The sequence below is a fragment of the Metabacillus dongyingensis genome (assembly GCF_019933155.2).
Taxonomy (GTDB): Bacteria; Bacillota; Bacilli; order Bacillales; family Bacillaceae; genus Bacillus_P; species Bacillus_P dongyingensis.
Map to the genome: position 1 here is coordinate 1,212,689 of NZ_CP082944.1, position 20,561 is coordinate 1,233,249.

General features: G+C 41.7%; 21 protein-coding genes and 1 riboswitch. Of the genes, 15 read left to right on the top strand and 6 right to left on the bottom strand.

The genetic code is table 11. The annotated features are described in order from the left end of the window. Positions 1-270: 270 nt before the first annotated feature. The 4 genes from K8L98_RS05965 to K8L98_RS05980 form a co-directional block, all read right to left on the bottom strand. Positions 271-1,152, bottom strand: coding sequence for a ClpXP adapter SpxH family protein (locus K8L98_RS05965; RefSeq protein ID WP_275976740.1), 882 nt, complete (start codon positions 1,150-1,152; stop codon positions 271-273). Next, positions 1,149-1,559 (bottom strand): globin domain-containing protein, encoded by a 411-nt coding sequence (locus tag K8L98_RS05970; RefSeq protein WP_223440408.1) that lies wholly within the window; start codon positions 1,557-1,559, stop codon positions 1,149-1,151. The genes K8L98_RS05965 and K8L98_RS05970 overlap by 4 nt, the downstream gene beginning before the upstream one ends. 339 nt (positions 1,560-1,898) lie before the next feature. Then, a complete protein-coding gene (locus K8L98_RS05975; protein WP_223440410.1) occupies positions 1,899-2,507 on the bottom strand; it encodes a lytic transglycosylase domain-containing protein in 609 nt (202 codons plus the stop codon). Beyond that, a complete protein-coding gene (locus tag K8L98_RS05980; RefSeq protein WP_223440411.1) occupies positions 2,497-3,108 on the bottom strand; it encodes a CYTH domain-containing protein in 612 nt (203 codons plus the stop codon). The genes K8L98_RS05975 and K8L98_RS05980 overlap by 11 nt, the downstream gene beginning before the upstream one ends. Before the next feature lie 205 nt (positions 3,109-3,313). On the opposite strand from K8L98_RS05980, the gene K8L98_RS05985 reads away from it, so the two are divergent. The 4 genes from K8L98_RS05985 (at position 3,314) to K8L98_RS06000 (ending at position 6,260) form a co-directional block, all read left to right on the top strand. Then, the gene (locus K8L98_RS05985; protein WP_223440413.1) at positions 3,314-3,697 is read left to right on the top strand and encodes a UPF0738 family protein; all 384 of its coding nucleotides are present in this window, start codon (positions 3,314-3,316) and stop codon (positions 3,695-3,697) included. Positions 3,698-3,884: 187 nt separating this feature from the next. Continuing rightward, positions 3,885-4,520, top strand: a complete 636-nt coding sequence (gene yjbM, locus K8L98_RS05990; RefSeq protein WP_223440415.1) for a GTP diphosphokinase — start codon at positions 3,885-3,887, stop codon at positions 4,518-4,520. 21 nt (positions 4,521-4,541) lie between these two features. After that, a complete protein-coding gene (locus K8L98_RS05995) occupies positions 4,542-5,336 on the top strand; it encodes an NAD kinase (RefSeq protein WP_223440417.1) in 795 nt (264 codons plus the stop codon). A 21-nt stretch (positions 5,337-5,357) separates the two neighbouring features. After that, complete coding sequence (locus K8L98_RS06000) at positions 5,358-6,260, top strand: RluA family pseudouridine synthase (protein WP_223440418.1); 903 nt, start codon at positions 5,358-5,360, stop codon at positions 6,258-6,260. 96 nt (positions 6,261-6,356) lie between these two features. Here K8L98_RS06000 and prpE read toward each other — a convergent pair whose 3' ends face one another. Both prpE and K8L98_RS06010 read right to left on the bottom strand, forming a co-directional pair. Next, the gene (gene prpE, locus K8L98_RS06005; RefSeq protein WP_223440419.1) at positions 6,357-7,091 is read right to left on the bottom strand and encodes a bis(5'-nucleosyl)-tetraphosphatase PrpE; all 735 of its coding nucleotides are present in this window, start codon (positions 7,089-7,091) and stop codon (positions 6,357-6,359) included. A 148-nt stretch (positions 7,092-7,239) separates the two neighbouring features. Next, positions 7,240-8,415 carry an FtsW/RodA/SpoVE family cell cycle protein gene (locus tag K8L98_RS06010; RefSeq protein WP_223440420.1) on the bottom strand — a complete coding sequence of 392 codons (1,176 nt, stop codon included), beginning with the start codon at positions 8,413-8,415 and terminating at the stop codon, positions 7,240-7,242. 321 nt (positions 8,416-8,736) lie between these two features. On the opposite strand from K8L98_RS06010, the gene mgtE reads away from it, so the two are divergent. From mgtE to K8L98_RS06065, 11 genes are all read left to right on the top strand, one after another. After that, a complete protein-coding gene (mgtE, locus tag K8L98_RS06015) occupies positions 8,737-10,104 on the top strand; it encodes a magnesium transporter (protein WP_223440421.1) in 1,368 nt (455 codons plus the stop codon). A gap of 22 nt (positions 10,105-10,126) precedes the next feature. Then, complete coding sequence (locus K8L98_RS06020; RefSeq protein WP_223440423.1) at positions 10,127-11,980, top strand: monovalent cation:proton antiporter family protein; 1,854 nt, start codon at positions 10,127-10,129, stop codon at positions 11,978-11,980. A gap of 69 nt (positions 11,981-12,049) precedes the next feature. Next, a riboswitch (TPP riboswitch) is annotated at positions 12,050-12,159 on the top strand. A gap of 72 nt (positions 12,160-12,231) precedes the next feature. Then, positions 12,232-12,918 carry a thiaminase II gene (tenA, locus tag K8L98_RS06025; protein ID WP_223440425.1) on the top strand — a complete coding sequence of 229 codons (687 nt, stop codon included), beginning with the start codon at positions 12,232-12,234 and terminating at the stop codon, positions 12,916-12,918. After that, positions 12,915-13,523: a thiazole tautomerase TenI gene (tenI, locus tag K8L98_RS06030; RefSeq protein WP_223440427.1), complete on the top strand. Its 609-nt coding sequence runs from the start codon at positions 12,915-12,917 to the stop codon at positions 13,521-13,523. The genes tenA and tenI overlap by 4 nt, the downstream gene beginning before the upstream one ends. Continuing rightward, entirely contained in the window at positions 13,520-14,635 is a 1,116-nt protein-coding gene (thiO, locus tag K8L98_RS06035) for a glycine oxidase ThiO (protein ID WP_223440429.1), read from the top strand. The genes tenI and thiO overlap by 4 nt, the downstream gene beginning before the upstream one ends. Then, positions 14,632-14,835: a sulfur carrier protein ThiS gene (gene thiS, locus K8L98_RS06040; protein ID WP_223440431.1), complete on the top strand. Its 204-nt coding sequence runs from the start codon at positions 14,632-14,634 to the stop codon at positions 14,833-14,835. The genes thiO and thiS overlap by 4 nt, the downstream gene beginning before the upstream one ends. Positions 14,836-14,838: 3 nt before the next feature. Further along, positions 14,839-15,606, top strand: a complete 768-nt coding sequence (locus K8L98_RS06045; RefSeq protein ID WP_223440433.1) for a thiazole synthase — start codon at positions 14,839-14,841, stop codon at positions 15,604-15,606. After that, positions 15,607-16,623, top strand: a complete 1,017-nt coding sequence (locus tag K8L98_RS06050) for a thiazole biosynthesis adenylyltransferase ThiF (RefSeq protein WP_223440435.1) — start codon at positions 15,607-15,609, stop codon at positions 16,621-16,623. A 138-nt stretch (positions 16,624-16,761) separates the two neighbouring features. Continuing rightward, complete coding sequence (locus K8L98_RS06055) at positions 16,762-17,997, top strand: DUF445 domain-containing protein (protein ID WP_223440436.1); 1,236 nt, start codon at positions 16,762-16,764, stop codon at positions 17,995-17,997. Positions 17,998-18,115: 118 nt separating this feature from the next. Next, positions 18,116-18,889, top strand: a complete 774-nt coding sequence (gene fabI / locus K8L98_RS06060; RefSeq protein ID WP_223440437.1) for an enoyl-ACP reductase FabI — start codon at positions 18,116-18,118, stop codon at positions 18,887-18,889. 1,208 nt (positions 18,890-20,097) lie between these two features. Then, entirely contained in the window at positions 20,098-20,559 is a 462-nt protein-coding gene (locus K8L98_RS06065) for an SRPBCC family protein (RefSeq protein ID WP_223440438.1), read from the top strand. Positions 20,560-20,561: the final 2 nt, after the last annotated feature.

A 20,561-nucleotide genomic window follows, 5' to 3' on the forward strand; every position in this document is an offset into this window, starting at 1 on the left:
ATGTTTGTGACAAATTTGTGAAATGAGTTTCAATGGGTTGTCATAACTCGACAATTTCTGATATATTATAGATGTGAAATCAATCACAAACAAACATTTACCCCTTTGTTTGACCGTGAAAAATTTCTCCCATCCCCTTTGTTGTCGTTAAGACATACAGAAGACTCCGTATTACCCGTGCGGAGTCTTTTTAAGAATAATAAAGTAAACGTTTTCAGGTTAAAAAAGAAGAAATCCGGTACAGGAAATTGTACCGGATTTCTTTCTTTTTTATCCAATGTATCTCCAGAACGTACCATGCTTCACTGGCACGCGCTCAACCTTTTGAGCAAGCAAATACTTTTTCATTTCCTTTTCCGCGTCTTCTGCCGTCATATTGTAAACTGCCGCAATCTCGGCTGTAGCGACAAATTGAAAATAGCTTAAAAAGATTTCAAGCGGCGGTGCTTGAGATGGCTTCGGTACATCCCCGAGCATTTCTGATAAGATGCCAACATACATTTCATAAGGATAATACCCGCTGATTTTCAGCCCTTCCTGATCAACATTCTGATTAAAGAAAGTGAGTGTAGGATTTTCCTGAACGTCCATTTCCGCAGATATTTTTAAATCACATTGCAGCGCTTTGGCGGCACTGGCTGAATGAAGATCTTTTACAAACTCATCAGCATCAAGGCCGACTTCTTGTGCAATTTGTACAAGAACTTTCTCTTCTGCAATATTCTTTGTTTGAAGAAATAAGACTTCCTGAAGTTTCCGCAAATAGCGGATACCTGCTTTTCTGCCCTGAAGTTCTGCTGATTTTATCGCAAGCGAAGCTGCAAATGGAGATGAAATCGAACTTTCAGATCTTAGTATCCCATCACAGGACATCCCAGTTAAACTGGCTGTTTTTTCCCAGGCTTGCGCAAGATTTGCCGGATTTTTCCGTTTTATCTGGTTAAGCGTTTTGATGCGTCCGCTGATAATATGTTTTAGTGTAAAGAATCTCCCATATTCAATCAGCAGTTTTTTTATGATCGGTTCAAGTGCCCAGCAGTCAGGGCATAGTGGGTCGATGAAGATATAGATTTCGAGCGGTTTTTTTGAATTGCCCTGACAGTGAGAGAAAAATGGAGCTGATTTTTGATTCTCACTGTGCTGAATCATCATTGCGGAGAACCCTTCGGCTGCTGTTTTTCATCTGGAGTGTTAACCATGTGCTGGGCTGTCAGTTCCAGCCGTTCAAAAAACCATTCCCGAAATCGTTCATCAAGGTCTAATTCATCCATAGCTTCTTCCATGCAAGAAAGCCATGCCCCGGCTCTTGCAGGGGTAATTTGAAAGGGTAAATGTCTTGCCCGCAGCATGGGATGTCCATGTTCTTCTGTATATAAAGACGGTCCGCCTAAGTATTGCGTCAAAAATTGTTTTTGTTTTCTAGCTGTTTCCGACAAATCATCTGGAAAAATCGGAGAGAGCAGAGGATGCTTGTGTACTTTATGATAGAAGGCATCAACCAGCTGCGAAAGTGTATCTTCCCCAATCGCTTCATATGGTGTTGCAAATTGATCAGCCATGCCTGTGATCTCCTTTATTAATAAGATAAGCTTATTGTAACAATTGACCTAACATTGCTCAAACAAACTGCCTTGAAAAGAATATCTTGTTTAAGATAATACAGGTCATGTTATATTCTAATCCATATAATCAAGATGGAAAATGGGCGATAAGCCTTTTTTTAGTCTCAGTATTTATTTAGTCTCCAGGAGTATATCTCCAGCTCCATAGCTTATATCAAAGGTCAGATGGGATCTGACGCTGCTACCGCTTTTCTTAGTATATGTGCAGGGCTTCTTTCTATGAAATGATAAAGGGAGCTGATTTAAAGCCGCTTTCGCTTTAAATCAGCTCCTTTATTAAGCAAAATAGGAAGCAGTAATTTTTTGTACGTAGTTTTGTGTTTCTTTAAACGGGGGAATGCCGCCGTACTTATCAACATTTCCAGACCCGGCGTTATATGCTGCAAGAGCAAGTGGGATATCACCATTGTATTTCGTTAGCATCTGCTTTAAATACTTTGTTCCGCCTTCAATGTTTTGAGCGGGGTCAAAAGAATTCAAAACGCCAAGTGACTGTGCCGTTTTTGGCATAAGCTGCATAAGTCCTGCAGCCCCTGCAGCACTCTTGGCATTAGGGTTGAAACCCGACTCTTGAGAAATGACGGCTCTGATCAGTTTCTCATCCAAGCTGTATTTGGCTGCCATTTCAGAAATGAGGCTGTCAATTTCCTTGCTGCCTGCCGGTTCAGAAGGTGTCGTACGGACATTTACGTTTGCGTGCGGCATTGTCAAGGGGACGGCAGCTTGCTTAAATTGAGGCGGGACTTCTTCAGTCTGACCGTCAATATAAGACTGAAAGATATCCTTGAACATGGACGCAGATGAGGACTCGGACGTTTCATCCGTTTGGGACAGGCTCCGTATAGCCTGAAGCTGCATCATTGCTTTCATATGGTTAATTTCCACTATTATGCTCCTTCTCATTAGCGATCTGACGTTTATGATCATAAAAACGTTTAATTTTGTTTGGTGTTGTGCGCAGAGGAATCTGCAGGGAGGTGAGCAGCTCGTGAAAAGCAAGCAGTCCTTCTTCTGCATCCAAGACCTCATATTCAACCTCATAATCCTCTTTATTTATATATCGGCTGTGATCAAGAACAATTAAGCCATTTTTATAGGTTTTCTCTGCACGATTTGTGGATAAAGTTCCAAAGAAGGAAATGCCTTCAGAAAGGATTCCGAGTGAGAGTATCCGTTCTAAAACCTGGCCTTTTGGAAGAGCTGAAGCGGATGAAAGAAGCTCAGCTGCTTTTTTTTCTGTAATTTCCTGGTGAGTTTCAAGCAGGCCGACAGGTGCAGGTTCTTTTAATGTCAGTACGTACCTGCCGTTTTTAAAGCGAATGCGAAGGGCCGCACCCAGCTCTTTAAGATGGAATTCCGGCGTATCAAAATAATGGTTTTCCTGGTGTCTGAAGTCATCATCAGAGATTTGAAAAAAATCAGTCAGTCGGGAGAATTCATTTTCAGTAAGCAGATTTTTATATTCAATTTCAATTTCCTGGGTCATGGTTATAACGTCCTTTCGGTTATCAGATATTAATATGGTAAGCAACATTGCATTCGGGCTCCGCTTTTCGGTGTTGTCCAGCCCCAGAACGGGCGATTCCTCATTTCTATTTATTATGGCAATTAAAAAAACGGTTTTCAATATTTATCATGCACAGGGTGAATATGATAAAATAGACGTGGAATTGATTTGGAAGGAGATTTTTATGAAACGAAGAATTGAAGTGAATGAAGCCGTACTTGATCAAGAAAGAATGATACTTAAAGCGATGCCTTTTGGAGAAAATGATTTGAATGGTTTGACTGCAAAGGGACAGATGCTGGTCGACTCCGATCAATTGGCGTTTATTTACATAATGGATAATAAGGAAGACTTTATTTATACAAACCTGCCAGCAGAAGTTTGGCCGCAGCTGAAAACTGCATTAGACAGCGGAATCCCCGTAGATCTGAATGTAAACGGATTGACGATTGAGCTGACAGATATCCATGATGAATTATCCTATTTGCTTGAAAATATTAAAGATAACGCAAACTATGGGGAAGAAATGGAAAAGAAAGTCGTTGAGGCATTTGGTTTAGATGACTAATACATAAAAGAGTGTTGATTTATAAATAAGATAAAGTTTGCGCATTGATGGCAAGCGGAGTGGCCCAACTCGCTCGGCCAGAACAAATCCGCCAAAAAAGTCATACCCGGACTTCTCTGCCGGATACTTCTGCCATGTCAGAGCTAATCGGGCGCTTCTGCTTTTCTAAATGACGAGGGGGAAGGCTATGATCGGCAGAAAATGGGAAGTATTTTTAGCACCGTATCATCAAGCGGTTGATGAGTTGAAAGTAAAGCTTAGAGGAACGAGAGCGCAATATGAACTAGAAGGCAGCCATTCGCCGATTGAATTTGTTACAGGAAGAGTTAAACCCATTGCCAGTATTCTTGATAAAGCAAGACGCAAAAATATTTCGCTTGATGCGCTTGAGACTGAAATGCAGGATATAGCTGGAATTCGCATGATGTGCCAGTTTGTAGATGATATAAAGCTTGTCGTCGAAATGCTCAGACAGCGGAATGATTTTGAAATCATTGAAGAACGTGATTATATTTCGCAAAAAAAAGCAAGCGGATACCGCTCCTACCATGTAGTGGCCAAATATCCTGTTCAGACAGTTTCAGGTGAAAAAAGCATTTTGGTTGAAATTCAAATCAGAACGCTTGCGATGAATTTTTGGGCAACTGTTGAACACTCTCTTAATTATAAGTACAGCGGGAATTTCCCCGAAGACATTAAGATCAGGCTGAAAAGTTCAGCAGAAGCAGCTTTTCTTTTAGATGAAGAGATGTCCAAGATTCGCGGAGAAATAAGAGATGCACAAGTCATTTTTTCAAGGAAAACAGAAACGAAAGATAAATGATGAATAAAGGGGCATGCTGTTATGAAATTTGCGGTCACTTCTAAAGGAGATACCGTTTCAAATACACTAATGCATAAGATGAAAGCCTATTTAATGGATTTTCATCTCGAATATGATGAGGACAAGCCTGATATTGTGATTTCAGTCGGAGGAGACGGGACACTTTTATATGCCTTTCACCGCTACCGCAGCAGGCTTGATAAAACGGCATTTGTAGGAGTACATACTGGTCATCTGGGTTTTTATGCCGACTGGGTTCCGGATGAGATTGAGAAGCTTGTGATTGCGATTGCAAAGACACCGTATCAGGTTGTTGAATATCCGCTGCTTGAAGTCATCATCAGACATAATGACGGAGGACGGGAAGCACGCTATCTTGCCTTAAATGAATGTACCGTGAAAGCGATTGAAGGCTCTCTTGTCATGGATCTTGAAATCAAAGGGCAGATTTTTGAAACCTTCCGCGGAGATGGTCTTTGCATATCTACACCATCAGGAAGTACAGCTTACAACAAGGCACTTGGCGGTGCTATTTTGCATCCATCAATTCCTGCGATTCAGGTTGCGGAAATGGCTTCTATCAATAACCGGGTATTCAGAACAGTAGGTTCTCCTCTTGTTTTGCCGGATCATCATACTTGTTTATTAAAGCCGGTTAATGATGTTGATTTCCAAATCACCATCGATCATTTAACGCTTCTGCATAAAGACGTAAAATCGATTCAATGCCGTGTTGCCAATGAAAAAATCAGGTTTGCGAGATTCAGGCCATTTCCATTCTGGAAAAGAGTCCGCGACTCATTTATTTCCGAATAGGATCCTGAGAGGAAGATAGTTGTGAACGCGTTTCAATTAACATGGACAATCCCTGCTGCTGAAGAAGGCATGCTCATAAGGGATTATCTTAAGGAAAAGAATATATCAAAGCGCGCTTTAACCGATATCAAGTTCGGAGGCGGATGCATTTTAGTAAATGGTGAACATGCAACCGTCCGCTTCGAGCTTAAGTCAGGAGATGTGCTCAAAGTCATCTTTCCTGTTGAAAAGCCAAGTTCAGGCATGCTTCCTGAAAAAGTAAACTTTGATATTGTGTATGAAGATGAATGGTGTCTTGTTATTAATAAGCCGCCTTATCTTCCAACAATTCCCTCGCGTGAACATCCAGGCGGGACGCTTGCAAATGGTCTGCTCTTTTATTACGGGGAAAAAGGGATCGATGCAACTATTCATGTTGTCAACCGTCTCGATAAGGATACATCCGGGCTAATGCTTGTCGCAAAGCACCGTTTCGCACACTCCTTGTTTTCCTCTCTTCAAAAGCAGGGCGGAATCAGACGGACTTACGCAGCTTTGGTTGAAGGGAAAGTGTTGATGAAGCAGGGTACAATTTCTGCGCCAATCGGCAGGAAAGAGGACAGCATTATAGAACGGACCGTCAGAGATGATGGCAAGCTTGCTGTTACCCATTACCATGTTATTGCGTTTTCCGAATGCAATACACTAGTTTCCCTGAAGCTTGAAACAGGAAGAACGCATCAAATAAGAGTTCATATGTCCCACATCGGCCATCCGCTGAGCGGCGACAGTTTATATGGGGGAAGTCATCAGCTTCTATCAAGGCAGGCGCTGCACAGTGCTGAACTTTCATTCTTTCATCCGTTTTTGGAAAAAGAAATGAACTTCAAGATTGATTTGCCGAATGATATCCAATCGGTTATAAATAAGAAAGACTCATGCTGAGTACGGCATGAGTTTTTTTGATATTTAAAAGTGGTGATCGGAAATAAATCCGATGATATCGAAAATAGATTTACTCTTACCCTAATATCAGGCTCTTCAATCCATCTCCCGGAACCTAGATTCGTCATACGGCAAAGATGATTTGACTGTGACAATCTCTTTTTCGGGATATCTGAGCGCTGTTAAATAGCCTCCAAATACTGCTCCAGTATCAATGTTCACCGTATTGCCGACAAACCGTGCTTCCCGTACTGGTGTATGCCCATAGACAATGAACGGTTTACCTTTATAAAGCTTTGCCCAGTCTCTTCTGACAGGAGTTCCGTCAGGGTTAGTCTGGCCGGTTATGTCCCCGTAAAGCACAAATTCTTTTACTTTTTTGTGCGTTTTACCTATGTAGTCAGCCCTGATTCCTGCATGGGCAATGACCAGTCTGCCCTCATCCAATACCTGATAGAGAGGAGATTGATCGTAGAGCTTCATAAAACTCTGATAGACATCCTTTCGTTCCTCTTCTCCCAATGCTTCAAGTTCTGCCGCTGTCGTTTCCAAACCGTGTGCAACCTGGACTTTGTTTCCGAGCATGTAACGGTAAAGTTTGTTGCAGTGGTTGCCTGGCACATAATATCCTGCTTGGTTCGAAGTGATTTTTATAACGGCCTCGATTACTTTTATAGAATGGGGTCCCCTGTCAGCCAGATCTCCTACAAAAGCAAGTTTTCTGGTGCTGTGAACAGGAAACCCATTATTCCAATCATAGCCAAGCTTTTCCGTAAGCTCGCAAAACTCGTCAAAACAGCCGTGAATATCACCGATAATATCAATTTTCATCTGAATCCGTCCTCATTTGTCTCTTTTTCTAAGATGATAGCAGATATCTTTAAAGAATCAAAAATATCATATACCTTCATCGTTCCATTAAAGAAAGAAAAGAATTCAGGATAAAAGAAAAAACCCGTTATAAAAACGGGTTTCATCATTAGTCAAACATATACTTTCTGGTTCGTGATCTGACATTCAACACAATGCCGATGGCAATCATGTAGGTTGCAAGTGAACTTCCTCCATAGCTGATAAAAGGAAGCGGGAGTCCTGTAATTGGAAGGAGGCCAACGGTCATGCCGACGTTTTGGAAAACCTGAAACGTGATCATGCCGATGACTCCTGTGCATAAAAAGCTTCCGAATGGGTCGTTGCTCTCAAGTGCAATATGAATCATCCGGTAGATAAGAAGGAAGAAAAGAGAAATCACGATACTGCCGCCGATAAATCCGAACTGCTCAGAGATAATGGCGAATATAAAGTCTGTATGCCCCTCAGGCAAGTAAACCTCAAGCTGCTGATATCCTTTTCCGTAAAGCTCACCCGAACCGATTGCAAGAAGAGATTTGATAAGCTGAAATCCGATATCGCTGGAATATTCATACGGATTAAGCCAGCCATAAACACGATCTAGTTTATAAGAATTGGTGTCTAAAATGTACTTGTTGAAGAAATCCGGAAATGTGAAAAAAATAAATACGCCAATAGCAGCCATTCCCGCACCTGATAATATAAAGCTGAAGATGATTTTCCATTTAACACCCGAGACAATAATTAATGAACCGATAATAGCGCAAAAGACCATTGTCATCCCTGTATCCGGCTGTCTCATCAGCAGGAGTATGGGAGGTGCCGCTGCGGCAAATACTTTACCTAACAGGAGCAGGTCATCTCTGACTGTATTTGTGGCGTATTTTTCCCGGTGGTCAGTAATGATTTTGCTAAGAACAATAATCATAAAAATTTTCATCAGTTCTGATGGCTGGAAATTACCGATTCCAGGAAGGGTATACCAGCTTTTTGCACCTTTAATCGGCTCTACAATAGGCGACGGCAGAACTTCAAGTCCCAATAGCAAAATCATCCCAAATCCATATAAATACCATGAGAGCTGTTTGAAGCGGTCAAAATCAATGACCATTGTTCCGATGACTGCGATAATACCGATGATGTACCATCTAAGCTGAAGAAAGGCAAAGTTTATATTCTGCAATTTTTCGGGTAGAGTAGGTTGGGCACTGCTTATCGCAATGGCACTGGTCAGCGCCATTAAAAACATGATAAAAATAAGTGTGTAGTCTAACTGCTGCTGTGGGGATTTATCTGTGTTCATTATGGATCCCTTTCTATTAAAAAACTAATAATGCAATGAATGATATTTTTTATTCTCAACCACCAAACAGTGGGGAATAAACTCCCTGTGAGTGAAGTTTCACTTTATCAATCTTAGCGAAAATTAATGAATTTGCAAAGGATTCATTTGTAAAACATCGCAAAACATGCTACCTTATCACAAGGAAAAAACGACAGTACAGAGCGCAAACGCTAGTGCTGCGCATGTTTTCTGCATGTATATAAAATGTATCACAATTTGATGACATTTTGATGTCTTGGCTTTAATATAGGAACGGATTGGGGAAGGAGGAGACTCTGGATGTCAGATGAAAGAGAAAAATTAGAGATTGAAGCTGCGGAATTGGTAACAGCTTTGGAAAATGAAGACTTAGACGGGTTTCGCTCCATGTTTTTGGAGCAGCATCCGTATGATCAGGCGAAAATCTTTGTGAAGCTTGAGCAAGAGGAGCGAATGAAGCTTTATCATTATTTGTCTCCTGAAGAAATGGCTGCTCTTTTTGAGAATATTGAAGATGAAGAGTACAATTACGAAATGTATTTATCCGAAATGGATCCGCGTTTTGCATCACAAATGCTTGAGCACATGTACGCGGACGATGCGGTAGACGTGCTTAACGAATTAAACAAAGATCAGGTAGCAAGCTATCTGACCATCATGGATGATGAAGCTGCACAGGAAATTCGTGAACTTCTGCATTACGAAGAATTTACGGCAGGAAGTATCATGACCACGGAATTCATTGCCATTATTGCAAATCAAACTGTCAAATCGGCCATGCATATTTTAAAGCATGAAGCTCCTGACGCTGAAACGATTTACTATCTTTATGTAATCGATGAAGATAAGCATCTAGTGGGCGTTATCTCGCTTCGTGATTTAATAGTCAGCGATGATGATCTCATGATTGGCGAAATTATGAGTGAACGGGTATTTTCCGTATCTGTAGGAGAAGATCAGGAAGATGTAGCAAGAAAAATGAGAGATTATAATTTCCTTGCACTGCCGGTAGTTGATTTTCAGAATCATCTTTTAGGAATTATAACGGTTGATGATATCGTTGATGTTATCGATGAAGAAGCATCTGATGACTATTCGAAGCTTGCAGCTGTATCTGATGTGGATTCCATAGACAGGGGTCCTCTGTCAGCCGCTAAAAAAAGATTGCCCTGGCTTGTGATTCTATTATTTCTCGGAATGTTAACGGCAAATTTAATAGGACAGTTTGAAGAAACGCTTAATAAAGTGGCCATTCTTGCTGTTTTTATCCCGTTAATTGCCGGAATGGCGGGGAACACTGGTACTCAGGCACTTGCGGTAGCCGTCAGAAGAATAGCGATGGGCGACCTTGAAGAAGGCGGTAATTTTAAAATTATTGCCAGAGAAGCTGGTACAGGAATTATCAATGGTGCCGTGTGCGGAGTTCTAGTGACAGGCGTCGTCTATTTTTGGCAGCATGATTTCTTCCTGGGACTTTTAGTAGGCATTTCCATTCTTGCAACCCTGACTGTTTCGACAATCGCGGGCGCTTTTGTCCCGCTGGTGATGCACCGGCTCAAAGTTGACCCTGCTGTTGCATCAGGTCCATTTATTACAACGATTAATGATATTATTTCCATATTTATTTATTTTGGTATGGCTACATTGTTCATGCAATATTTAATCTAGATTTAGTTAGGAGGGAAATACTGTGCATGGAGATTCCTTTTCATCACTAGTTATCGTACTGTTAGCCGCTTTTGTAACCCCTCTCCTGCTGCATCGCTTTAAAATTAAAGTCATGCCTGTTGTAGTTGCCGAGATTATAATGGGGATTATTATCGGGCAAAGCGGATTTAATCTTGTTCAGGAGGATATGTGGCTCGAAACGCTATCCATGCTCGGTTTTATTTTTCTTATGTTTTTGAGCGGACTTGAAATTGATTTCACTGCTTTTATCGGTGGACGGAAGAAAGAATTGCTGCCGAGCGGGAAGGAAGCGCCAAATACGTTTGCCGTTTCTTTTCTTGTCTTTGTTGGCATCTTTATCTTGTCTCTGCTCTTATCGTATTTGTTTGTTTTCTTTGGTTTTATAGAAAATGCCTTCTTGATGACGCTGATCATTTCCACCATATCGCTCGGGGTGGTGGTCCCTACACTGAAGGATGCAGGCATTATGAAGTCGAATATCGGACAGATTATCTTGCTCGTTGCTGTCATAGCAGACTTAGTGACGATGATTCTGCTTGCCGTGTTTGCATCGATTTATGGAGGAGAAAATACAAATACATGGCTGCTGCTGCTGTTATTTGGTGCTGGAATTGTTTTATATTTTCTCGGCAAAACCTTTCAGAGCAGATCATTTATTGAAACGATGTCTAAAGGCACGATTCAAATTGGGACAAGGGCTATTTTCACTCTGATCATTGTCCTTGTTGCCTTATCAGAAACAATCGGGGCAGAAAACATATTAGGAGCGTTTTTAGCGGGTGTTCTGGTCTCACTGCTGTCCCCAAACAAAGAAATGGTTCAGAAAATGGATTCCTTCGGCTACGGATTTTTGATACCGATCTTCTTTGTTATGGTTGGTGTCGATCTTGATGTATGGTCGATGTTTAAGGATCCAAAAATTTTAATGCTGATCCCATTGCTGTTTATTGCCTTGCTGATCTCTAAAATTGTGCCGATTTATTTACTGAAGAGATGGTATGACACAAAAACAACGCTTGCTTCAGGATTTTTGCTGACATCAACCCTTTCCCTTGTTATTGCGGCAGCTACCATTGGAGAAAGAGTAAATGTGATTGATGCACAAATGTCAGGTGCGCTCATTTTAACGGCTGTTCTGACGAGTATTTTTACTCCGATTGGATTTAAGAAGCTTTTCCCTGAACAGCTGTCTTCGCAAAAGAAGCTGAAGGTAGCTTTTATAGGAGCCAATCAAATGACACTGCCGGTGACACGCGAGTTAAATCCGAAGATGTACGATACGACGGTGTATCATACTTATGTCGATAAAAATGAACAGCAGATCGCTGAATCATTGTTTCATATTGAGGAGCTTGAAGATTACTCAATTGAGACCCTGCAGTCCCAGGGAGTATTTGAAGCTGATATCCTTATTGCTGCTGCAGGAGATGAGGATACGAATGCTGAAATCGCCATGTTTGCAAAAGAGGTTGAAGTTGGACGGGTGATTGCAAGCATCTCATCACCATTATTAGACGAGCAGCTAAGAGCGAAAGACATTGATGTCTTCTCTGTTCTGCTTTCTACCAAAACCTTGCTGAGGGCTCTTATTGAAGCACCTGGCATCATGAAGATTCTGACCAATAACGATTCAGCTCTTTATCAGATAAAAATGAACAACAGACACTACGATGGCATGGTGCTCCGCAGCTTTCCATTTACAGGCGACGTTATTTTTGTCCGTATTTTCAGGGAAAATGAATCGATTGTGCCGCATGGCGATACAGAGCTGAAACGCGGAGATTTACTGATTCTGACTGGATCAGCTGAATATGTGGATGAGCTCAGGCAAGAGCTTGAGTTCCATAAAAGTTGATAATTTTGACTTGAAAGTTTCTTTGAGCATGGTATGATGTACATGTAAATATTTCTAAAATAATATATAAACAACCGCTAGGGGAGCCCTTTTAGAAGGGCTGAGATTGAAGTTTGCCTTCAAGACCCTCCGAACCTGATCTGGCTAAAACCAGCGTAGGGAAGTGGTGTAAAGGTCTATTCATACACCACTTTTCTATGCGAAAAGTGGTTTTTTGCCGTTTTTATACTAAAAATGAGGAGGAACAAAACATGTCATTTTCAAAAGAATGCCGGGAGTATGCAGATAAATGGTGGGAAGGAAGCTTTGAACATCCTTTTGTAAAAGGAATTGGCGAAGGCAGCCTTTCAAAGGAGAAATTTAAATACTATGTGATGCAGGATTCTTATTACTTAACGCATTTTGCAAAAGTGCAGGCTTTTGCAGGGGCGATGGCCCCTGACCTTCATACAACATACCGGATGTCCGTTCATTCACAGGGAACCTATGAAGCAGAGCTCTCTTTGCATCAGCAATTTTCTGTCCTGCTTGGAATCACAGACACCGAACGGAAGGAGTTTAAGCCATCGCCAACTGCGTATGCTTACACCTCCCATATGTACCGTTCAGTTGCGACAGGAAATCTTGGTGAAATCATTGCAGCTCTGCTTCCATGCTATTGGCTCTATTATGAAGTCGGGGAGCACCTGAAAGATTGCAAGCCTGGTGATGAAGTTTATGAGAAATGGATTGCGACTTATCACGGTGATTGGTTTAAAGAGCTTGTCCTCGAGCAGATTGCAAGATTTGACGAGCTTGCTCTGCGTGCAAGCGATCACGAGAGACAAATGATGAAGGAAAACTTCCTCATCAGCTCGATGTATGAATATCGTTTTTGGGATATGGCGGAAAAGATGGAAGCGTGGGATGAGACACAAACCATGCTGATGCAAAAGTGAAATTGCACCTTGTCACAGATGGACGGCACTCTGCTGCAGAGCTCGTAAAAATCATCACAGATATACATACCTCTGCAGATGCCATTCATATTAGAGAGAAGAATAAATCAGCTGGGGAACTGATCAGCTTAATTGAAGAGCTCCATCAAAATGGGGTTCCGAAATCAAAGCTTGTCATGAATGACCGTGTGGATGCAGCTGTTCTTTCTGGTTTGCATCAGGTTCAGCTCCCATCGCACAGCTTCAATGTGAAACTGGTGAAACAGCGCTTCCCGCATCTTGAGGTAGGCTGTTCAGTCCACACTGCTGCTGAAGCAGTATATTGTGCTGAAAATGGGGCAGATCGTCTCCTTTTCGGGCATGTATTCCAAACATCATCAAAAAATGGTCTAGAAGCAAGAGGGATAAGCAAGCTTGCGGAAATAGCGGAATCTGTCAGCATTCCAGTCATTGCAATTGGAGGAATCAATCCTGCTGTCATTCCTGATCTAAGAGATATAAAGATTGAGGGAGCAGCCGTGATGTCCTATGTTTTTTCAGCGGAGCATCCAAGTCATGCGGCACTTGAACTTGCTGATCAATTAAAAAGGGGGATGGGCCATTGAAGCCTTTATTTGATGCCGGCATTATCGGCGGAGGAGTCATCGGGCTTGCCTCTGCCTATTATTTAGCGAAAGCCGGACTTCGAGTTGCGGTATTTGAAAGCGGAAAAACAGGCAGCGGAGCATCCAGTGCTGCGGCGGGTATGCTTGGCGCCCATACTGAAACTGAAAAGGATGATGCTTTTTTCAGGTTTGCTAAAGAAAGCCAGGCGCTTTATCCAAAATTAGCTCATGATTTACTGCTGGAAAGCGGAATTGACATACAGCTTCAATACAATGGAATGTACAAACTGGCAATGACGGCTGAGGAAGCCGATTCTTTGAAAAAAAGAGCAGAAATTGAAAAGGACGTAGAATGGCATTCCAAAGAAAAAGTCCAAGAATATGAAAAAGGCATAACAGATGCGATTTACGGGGCTCTGAAAATTGAAAAAGATGGAAAGCTTACTCCAGCCGCGCTGTGCAAAGCCTTTACAAAAGCCATTCAGCTGATGAGCGGAAAAATCTTTGAAAACACACCAGTATACAAATTCAGCAGATTTGAAGGCTCACACTATGAAATCGAAACGCCTCAAGATACGTTTTTTTGCGAAGCTCTTATTCTTGCAAATGGCACATGGAGCAGCCGGCTGATAAAGGAGTTCACACGCAATATATTTGTACATCCTGTTAAGGGCGAATGTTTGTCTGTGACAATGAAAGATGGAAAACTATCTTCTACTGTTTTTCATGAAAGCTGTTATCTTGTGCCAAAGCTTGATGGAACAATAGTTATTGGGGCAACGATGAAAGAAGGAACCTGGAATACAGAGCCTTCCGTACAAGGAATCGCTGCTCTCATGAATAAAGCAGTTAAAATTATGCCGGCAATTGAAGATGCCTCTTTTCAGCGTGCATGGGCAGGATTAAGGCCGGGAACAGCCGACAGCAAGCCATTTATTTTCAAGCATCAGGGCATACCGAATCTCTTTGTGGCAACAGGGCATTACCGAAATGGCATCCTGCTCGCTCCCAAAACAGGTGAAATGATCAGAGATTTATTTTTTAATCGACCGGCAGCTGAAGAATACGTTCATGCATTTAGAATGGACCGTGCGGCAGGGGTGAAACTATGAACATAAAAGTGAATGGCAGCATGATAGAAATGCAGTCTTCAGTGCGCACCGTTCAAGATTTGCTTGCTTTTTATGAGGTGAGCAAAAGAATCATCATCGTGGAACATAATTCAGAAATAATAGCCAAAGAAGAATACGCGAAAACAGTTATTAATGATGGGGATGTTTTTGAAATTGTTCAATTTGTAGGAGGAGGATAATTTATGTTAACGATTGCAGGAAAAACTTTTCAATCAAGACTGTTGCTTGGAACGGGAAAATATCCCTCTTTTGATATTCAAAAAGAAGCGGTAAAAGCGGCTGAAGCAGATATTTTAACATTCGCTGTGAGAAGAATGAATATTTTTGAACCGTCTCAGCCTAATTTTCTGGAGCAGCTTGATCTTTCCCGCTACACGCTGCTGCCGAACACCGCTGGTGCGAAAACGGCTGAAGAAGCTGTCAGAATCGCAAAACTCGCTAAGGCTTCAGGGTTATGTGATATGATTAAAGTAGAAGTGATCGGGTGTGCGAAAACATTGCTTCCCGATCCTGTTGAAACCTTAAAAGCAAGTGAGGAGCTTGTAAAGGAAGGATTTATTGTACTTCCTTACACGTCTGATGATGTCGTGCTTGCAAGGAGACTTGAAGAAGCAGGCGTTCATGCGATTATGCCAGGCGCGTCTCCAATCGGTTCAGGACAGGGCATTATCAACCCTTTGAATCTATCATTTATTATCGAACAAACGAATCTGCCGGTTATTGTGGATGCAGGGATTGGATCAGCTGCTGATGCAGCAAAAGCGATGGAGCTTGGAGCGGATGGTGTTCTGTTGAACACTGCTGTTTCTGCTGCAGGCAATCCGGTAAAAATGGCAGCTGCTATGAAGCTTGCCATTGAAGCAGGAAGGTTAAGCTTTGAGGCAGGCAGAATACCAGTAAAATCTTATGCATCTGCAAGCAGCCCTGAAGAAGGAATGATTACATCCTAAATGGAACGGTACTCTAGGCAAATCTTATTCTCTCCAATAGGAGAAAAAGGACAGCAGAACATTCGAAATGGTCATGTGTTAATCATCGGTGCGGGAGCTCTTGGGACAGCAAATGCGGAAATGCTTGTTCGTGCGGGTGTCGGCACACTGACGATTGTGGACCGTGATTACGTAGAATGGAGCAATTTGCAGCGTCAGCAGCTTTACACTGAAGAAGATGCGGTTTTGCGTCTTCCTAAAGCAGCTGCTGCAAAACAAAGACTTTCCCAGATTAATCATGAAGTGGAAGTCCAGGCGGTCATTGAAGATGTAACAGCTGAAAATATTTTTGCATTCAGTCAGCATGCAGACGTTATTGTAGATGCGACGGATAACTTTGAAACTCGTCTTGTTATAAATGATGCAGCGCTTAAGCAGGGTATTCCGTGGATCTACGGCGCATGTGTCGGAAGCTACGGCCTGACTTATACAATTATACCGGGACTCTCGCCATGTTTGAATTGCCTTTTAAAGCAAATTCCAATGGAAGGCCAGACGTGTGATACAGTTGGCATTATTAGTCCAGCGGTCCAAATGGTTGCCTCTTATCAAACAGGGGAAGTGCTGAAATTGTTAACCGGTGCAGCGGATCAGGTGAGAAAAGAATTGCTTTCTTTTGACGTTTGGAGAAATCAATTTTCACAAATAAAAGTGCATGCACTAAAAGACGAAGCCTGTCCATCATGCGGGGACTCTGCCGTTTATCCATTTTTATCACGCAGTAATAGTGTGAAAATGTCGGTTCTCTGCGGCAGAGATACGGTTCAAATAAGGCCGGCAGTCTCTAAAGAAATGAACTTTAAGGAGCTTGCAAAAGCACTTGGAAGAGCAGTAAATGATATAACTGCAAATCCGTATTTGCTCTCTTTTCAAACCGAACATCACAGAGTCGTTGTGTTCCAAGACGGGCGAGCCCTGATTCATGGGACGAAAGATATGGCTGAAGCAAAACGTATTTATCAGCGTTATTTGGGATAAGAATATAGAATAAAAAAACTGGCCATGATTTTGGCCAGTTTTTTATATGATATGATTGGATTTATTTCTCTTTTTAGACTAGCATGGATAAAAAGATATACTTTTTCATTTTATTTTATAAAGATTGAGGGTACGAACATGTCTAATAAATCAAAACATTTGGCAGGAATCTCACTTGCCATTATGGGAACGGGGTTTGCAGCAACAATTCCTTTTCAAGGAACAATTGCTGGAGAATTTTTGCAGGGAGGATTTGAAGCTGGCCTGGTTGGGGGATTAGCTGACTGGTTTGCCGTTACAGCGTTATTCAGACACCCATTCGGCGTGCCTATTCCTCATACAGCTTTATTGCCAAAAAATCGAAACAGAATGATTAGGGCTCTCGTTAACACAATTGAAAATGATTGGCTGTCAAAGGAGAGTATTCAAACTAAATTAGCCCAAATAAACTTGACAGAAAAGCTGCTGCCAATACTTGAAAAAGAGCTTCATTCCGATTCTTTCAAGAAAACAATGAAATCTCTCATCATGCAAATGATTGAAAGTGCAGATTTGGAAAAGATTGCTCCTCTTATTAAGAATCAGCTAAAAGGATACCTTACATCCAATGAAGTAATGAAACTGCTTCAAGCTCTCATTCATCAAGTACTTGAGCGGAAATATGATGAAAAGTGCTTTGATTATCTGCTTTTAAAGACTGAGGAATGGGCATCAAGACGTGATCAAAGAGAGGAATTTGGCAGATTTGCCATGAGAGCAATGGACCATGTAGAGGCAGATGGATTTTTGCAATTCGCCTTAAAATCCTTTCAAAATATTGTAAATGAAGAAAAGCTCGGAAAGATCCTTCAAGATATTATTCTTAATGTCATCAGAGGTTTGCGCAGACCAGATAGTGAAAATCGTCAGGCAATCCTTGATCATATTCGAAAAGAATTGCTCAATATTCAGGAAAATCAAGCACTGGCAGTGGAAATAGACCGCGTGGTTTCAGAGTGGGACCCTTCCGGAAAGCTGCTAACAATTTTAAAGAAAACTCAAATAAAAGCACTAAATTATATAGAAGAAGGTTCTTTTATTGAGGATCATCTCATGCCTTTTGCTGCTCGATTACTGGAAAATATCAGTGGTGACAAGGAAAAAACGGATGCAATCGAGAACAAAGTACAGGAACAAATTACTCTTTTCATTGAAAAAAATCATTCAAAAATCGGTAAACTGGTCGAAGAGAATTTAAACAAACTGGATGATGAGAAATTAATTGATATGATAGAAAATAATGTAGGGAAAGATTTACAGTGGATCCGTGTGAACGGTGCGGTGTGCGGATTTTTCATCGGTATCGTTTTGACGGGACTTAAAATGCTCTTTTAATTAGCTGAAATGATCCAGGTTCATTCATGAAATCCAGCAGCGGTCTAGAAATACGGCAAATAGCATGCTATAATTATAACCAGGTACTAATAACATGTATTAATTAGGAGGATTCCAAATGAATTTATCATTAGCTGGACGCAATGTAGTCGTAATGGGCGTCGCAAACAAACGAAGCATTGCCTGGGGAATTGCCCGTTCTCTTCATACGGCAGGAGCGCGTCTTATTTTTACATATGCAGGTGAACGCCTTGAAAAATCAGTGCGGGATTTAGTTGAAACGCTTGACCGCAATGATTCGATTGTTCTTCCTTGTGATGTAACAAATGATGCTGAAATTGACACTTGTTTTGAAGCGATTAAAAATGAAGTAGGCGTTATTCATGGAATTGCACATTGCATCGCGTTTGCACAAAAGGAAGAACTGAGCGGAGAATACATGAATACAACCCGCGACGGATTTTTGCTTGCTCACAATATCAGCTCTTATTCACTGACAGCTGTGGCAAAAGCTGCAAGAGGCTTGATGACAGAGGGCGGAAGCATTGTGACACTCACATATCTTGGCGGAGAAAGAGTCCTTCCTAACTACAACGTTATGGGAGTTGCGAAGGCATCACTTGATGCAAGTGTGAGATACCTGGCAAGCGATTTAGGAAAAGACGGCATTCGCGTGAATTCGATTTCTGCCGGCCCAATCCGTACGCTTTCTGCTAAAGGAATCAGCGATTTCAACTCCATCCTGAAAGATATCGAAGAACGCGCGCCGCTGCGCCGTACAACAACTCCAGAAGAAGTTGGGGATACAGCACTTTTCTTGTTCAGTGACCTTGCAAGAGGGATGACTGGAGAAAATCTTCATGTAGACTCTGGATATCATATCTTAGGTTAAGTAAAGCCTTCAGTCTCTTTAATTTTAATGGAGAGAACAAAATACAGAAGAAAACGGGTAATGAATTGCACAGCAATTTTTGCCCGTTTTTTTGTTGTTTGGGTGAGTATTGGCAAGCTGTGATTTCCTGAATTTAGGAAAGAGTGTGTTTAGGGGGCTCAAAGGGCTAGTATGATTCTCCAAATCCAGGAAAGAGGATGATTAGAGAACTCAAAGTCCCTGTATGATTCCCCAAATCCATGAAAGAGGGTGATTAGAGGACTCAAAGGGCTTTATGATTCCCCAAATCCATGAAAGAGGGTGATTAGAGGACTCAAAGGGCTTTATGATTCCCCAAATCCAGGAAAGAGGGTGATTAGAGGACTCAAAGGGCTTGTATGATTCCCCAAATCCAGGATAGAGGCTGATTAGAGAACTCAAAGTCCCCGTATGATTCCCCAAATCCATGAAAGATGGTGATTAGAGGACTCAAAGGGCTTGTATGATTCCCCAAATCCATGAAAGATGGTGATTAGAGGACTCAAAGGCCCTGTATGATTCCCCAAATCCATGAAAGAGGGTGATTAGAGAACTCAAAGGGCCAGTATGATTCCCTAAATCCAGGAAAGATGGTGAGTAGAGGACTCAAAGGGCCTGTATGATTCCCCAAATCCATGAAAGAGCGTGTTTAGAGAACTCAAAGGGCCTGAATGATTCCCCAAATCCCGGATAGAGTGCGATTAGAGCACTCAAAGGCCCTGAATGATTCCTCAAATCCCGGATTGAGAGTGATTAGAGAACTCAAAGGGCCTGAATGATTCCCCAAATCCCGGATTGAGGGTGAATAGAGGACTCAAAGGCTCGGTATGATTCCCCAAATCCATGAAAGAGGGTGATTAGAGGACTCAAAGGCCCTGAATGATTCCCTAAATCCCGGATTGAGAGTGATTAGAGAACTCAAAGGGCCTGAATGATTCCCAAAATCCCGGAAAGAGTGCGATTAGAGCACTCAAAGGCCCTGAATGATTCCCCTAAAACAGTAAAGAGCGCGTTTAAAGGATCTAAAATCCCTGTATAATTCCCCAAACCCAGAAAAGAACGCGTTTAAAGGAATCAACTACCCTCCTGATCTGAAACAAAAATGTTTTTGCTTGTCTATGAGGTGTCTCCAATTCTGATAAAATATGGATAAGGAATAAATCCTAATCATAAGGAGGATTAATTATTGCATGAGTGAATTTCAAGATCAAGTCACTGTAAATGCACCGCTTGACCAAGTATTCAATTTTGCCGCTGACGTTGAAAATGCCCCTCTGTTTATGCAAAATGTGACGAAAGTAGAGAAGCTGACGGATGGACCTGTTCAAGCAGGCACGAAATACAGAGAAACCCGTGAAATAAGGGGAAGAGAGGCTACAGCGGTTATTGAATTTATAGAGTATGTTCCGAGCGCAAAGTACTCAGTTAAAAGTGAAATGAAAGGGATGGAAGCCATCTATCATTACATGTTTTCTGCATCAGGCAATCAGACGACAATCCGTTTTGAATGTGAAATCAATGCGAAAAAATTCACAATGAAACTCATTAAGCCGGTATTTGTGAAGATTATGAAAAAAGAAGACGGAGATCATCTTCAGCATCTAAAAAAAGCATTGGAAGCTCAGGCTGCAGAAGATAAAAAAGGACAGTGACC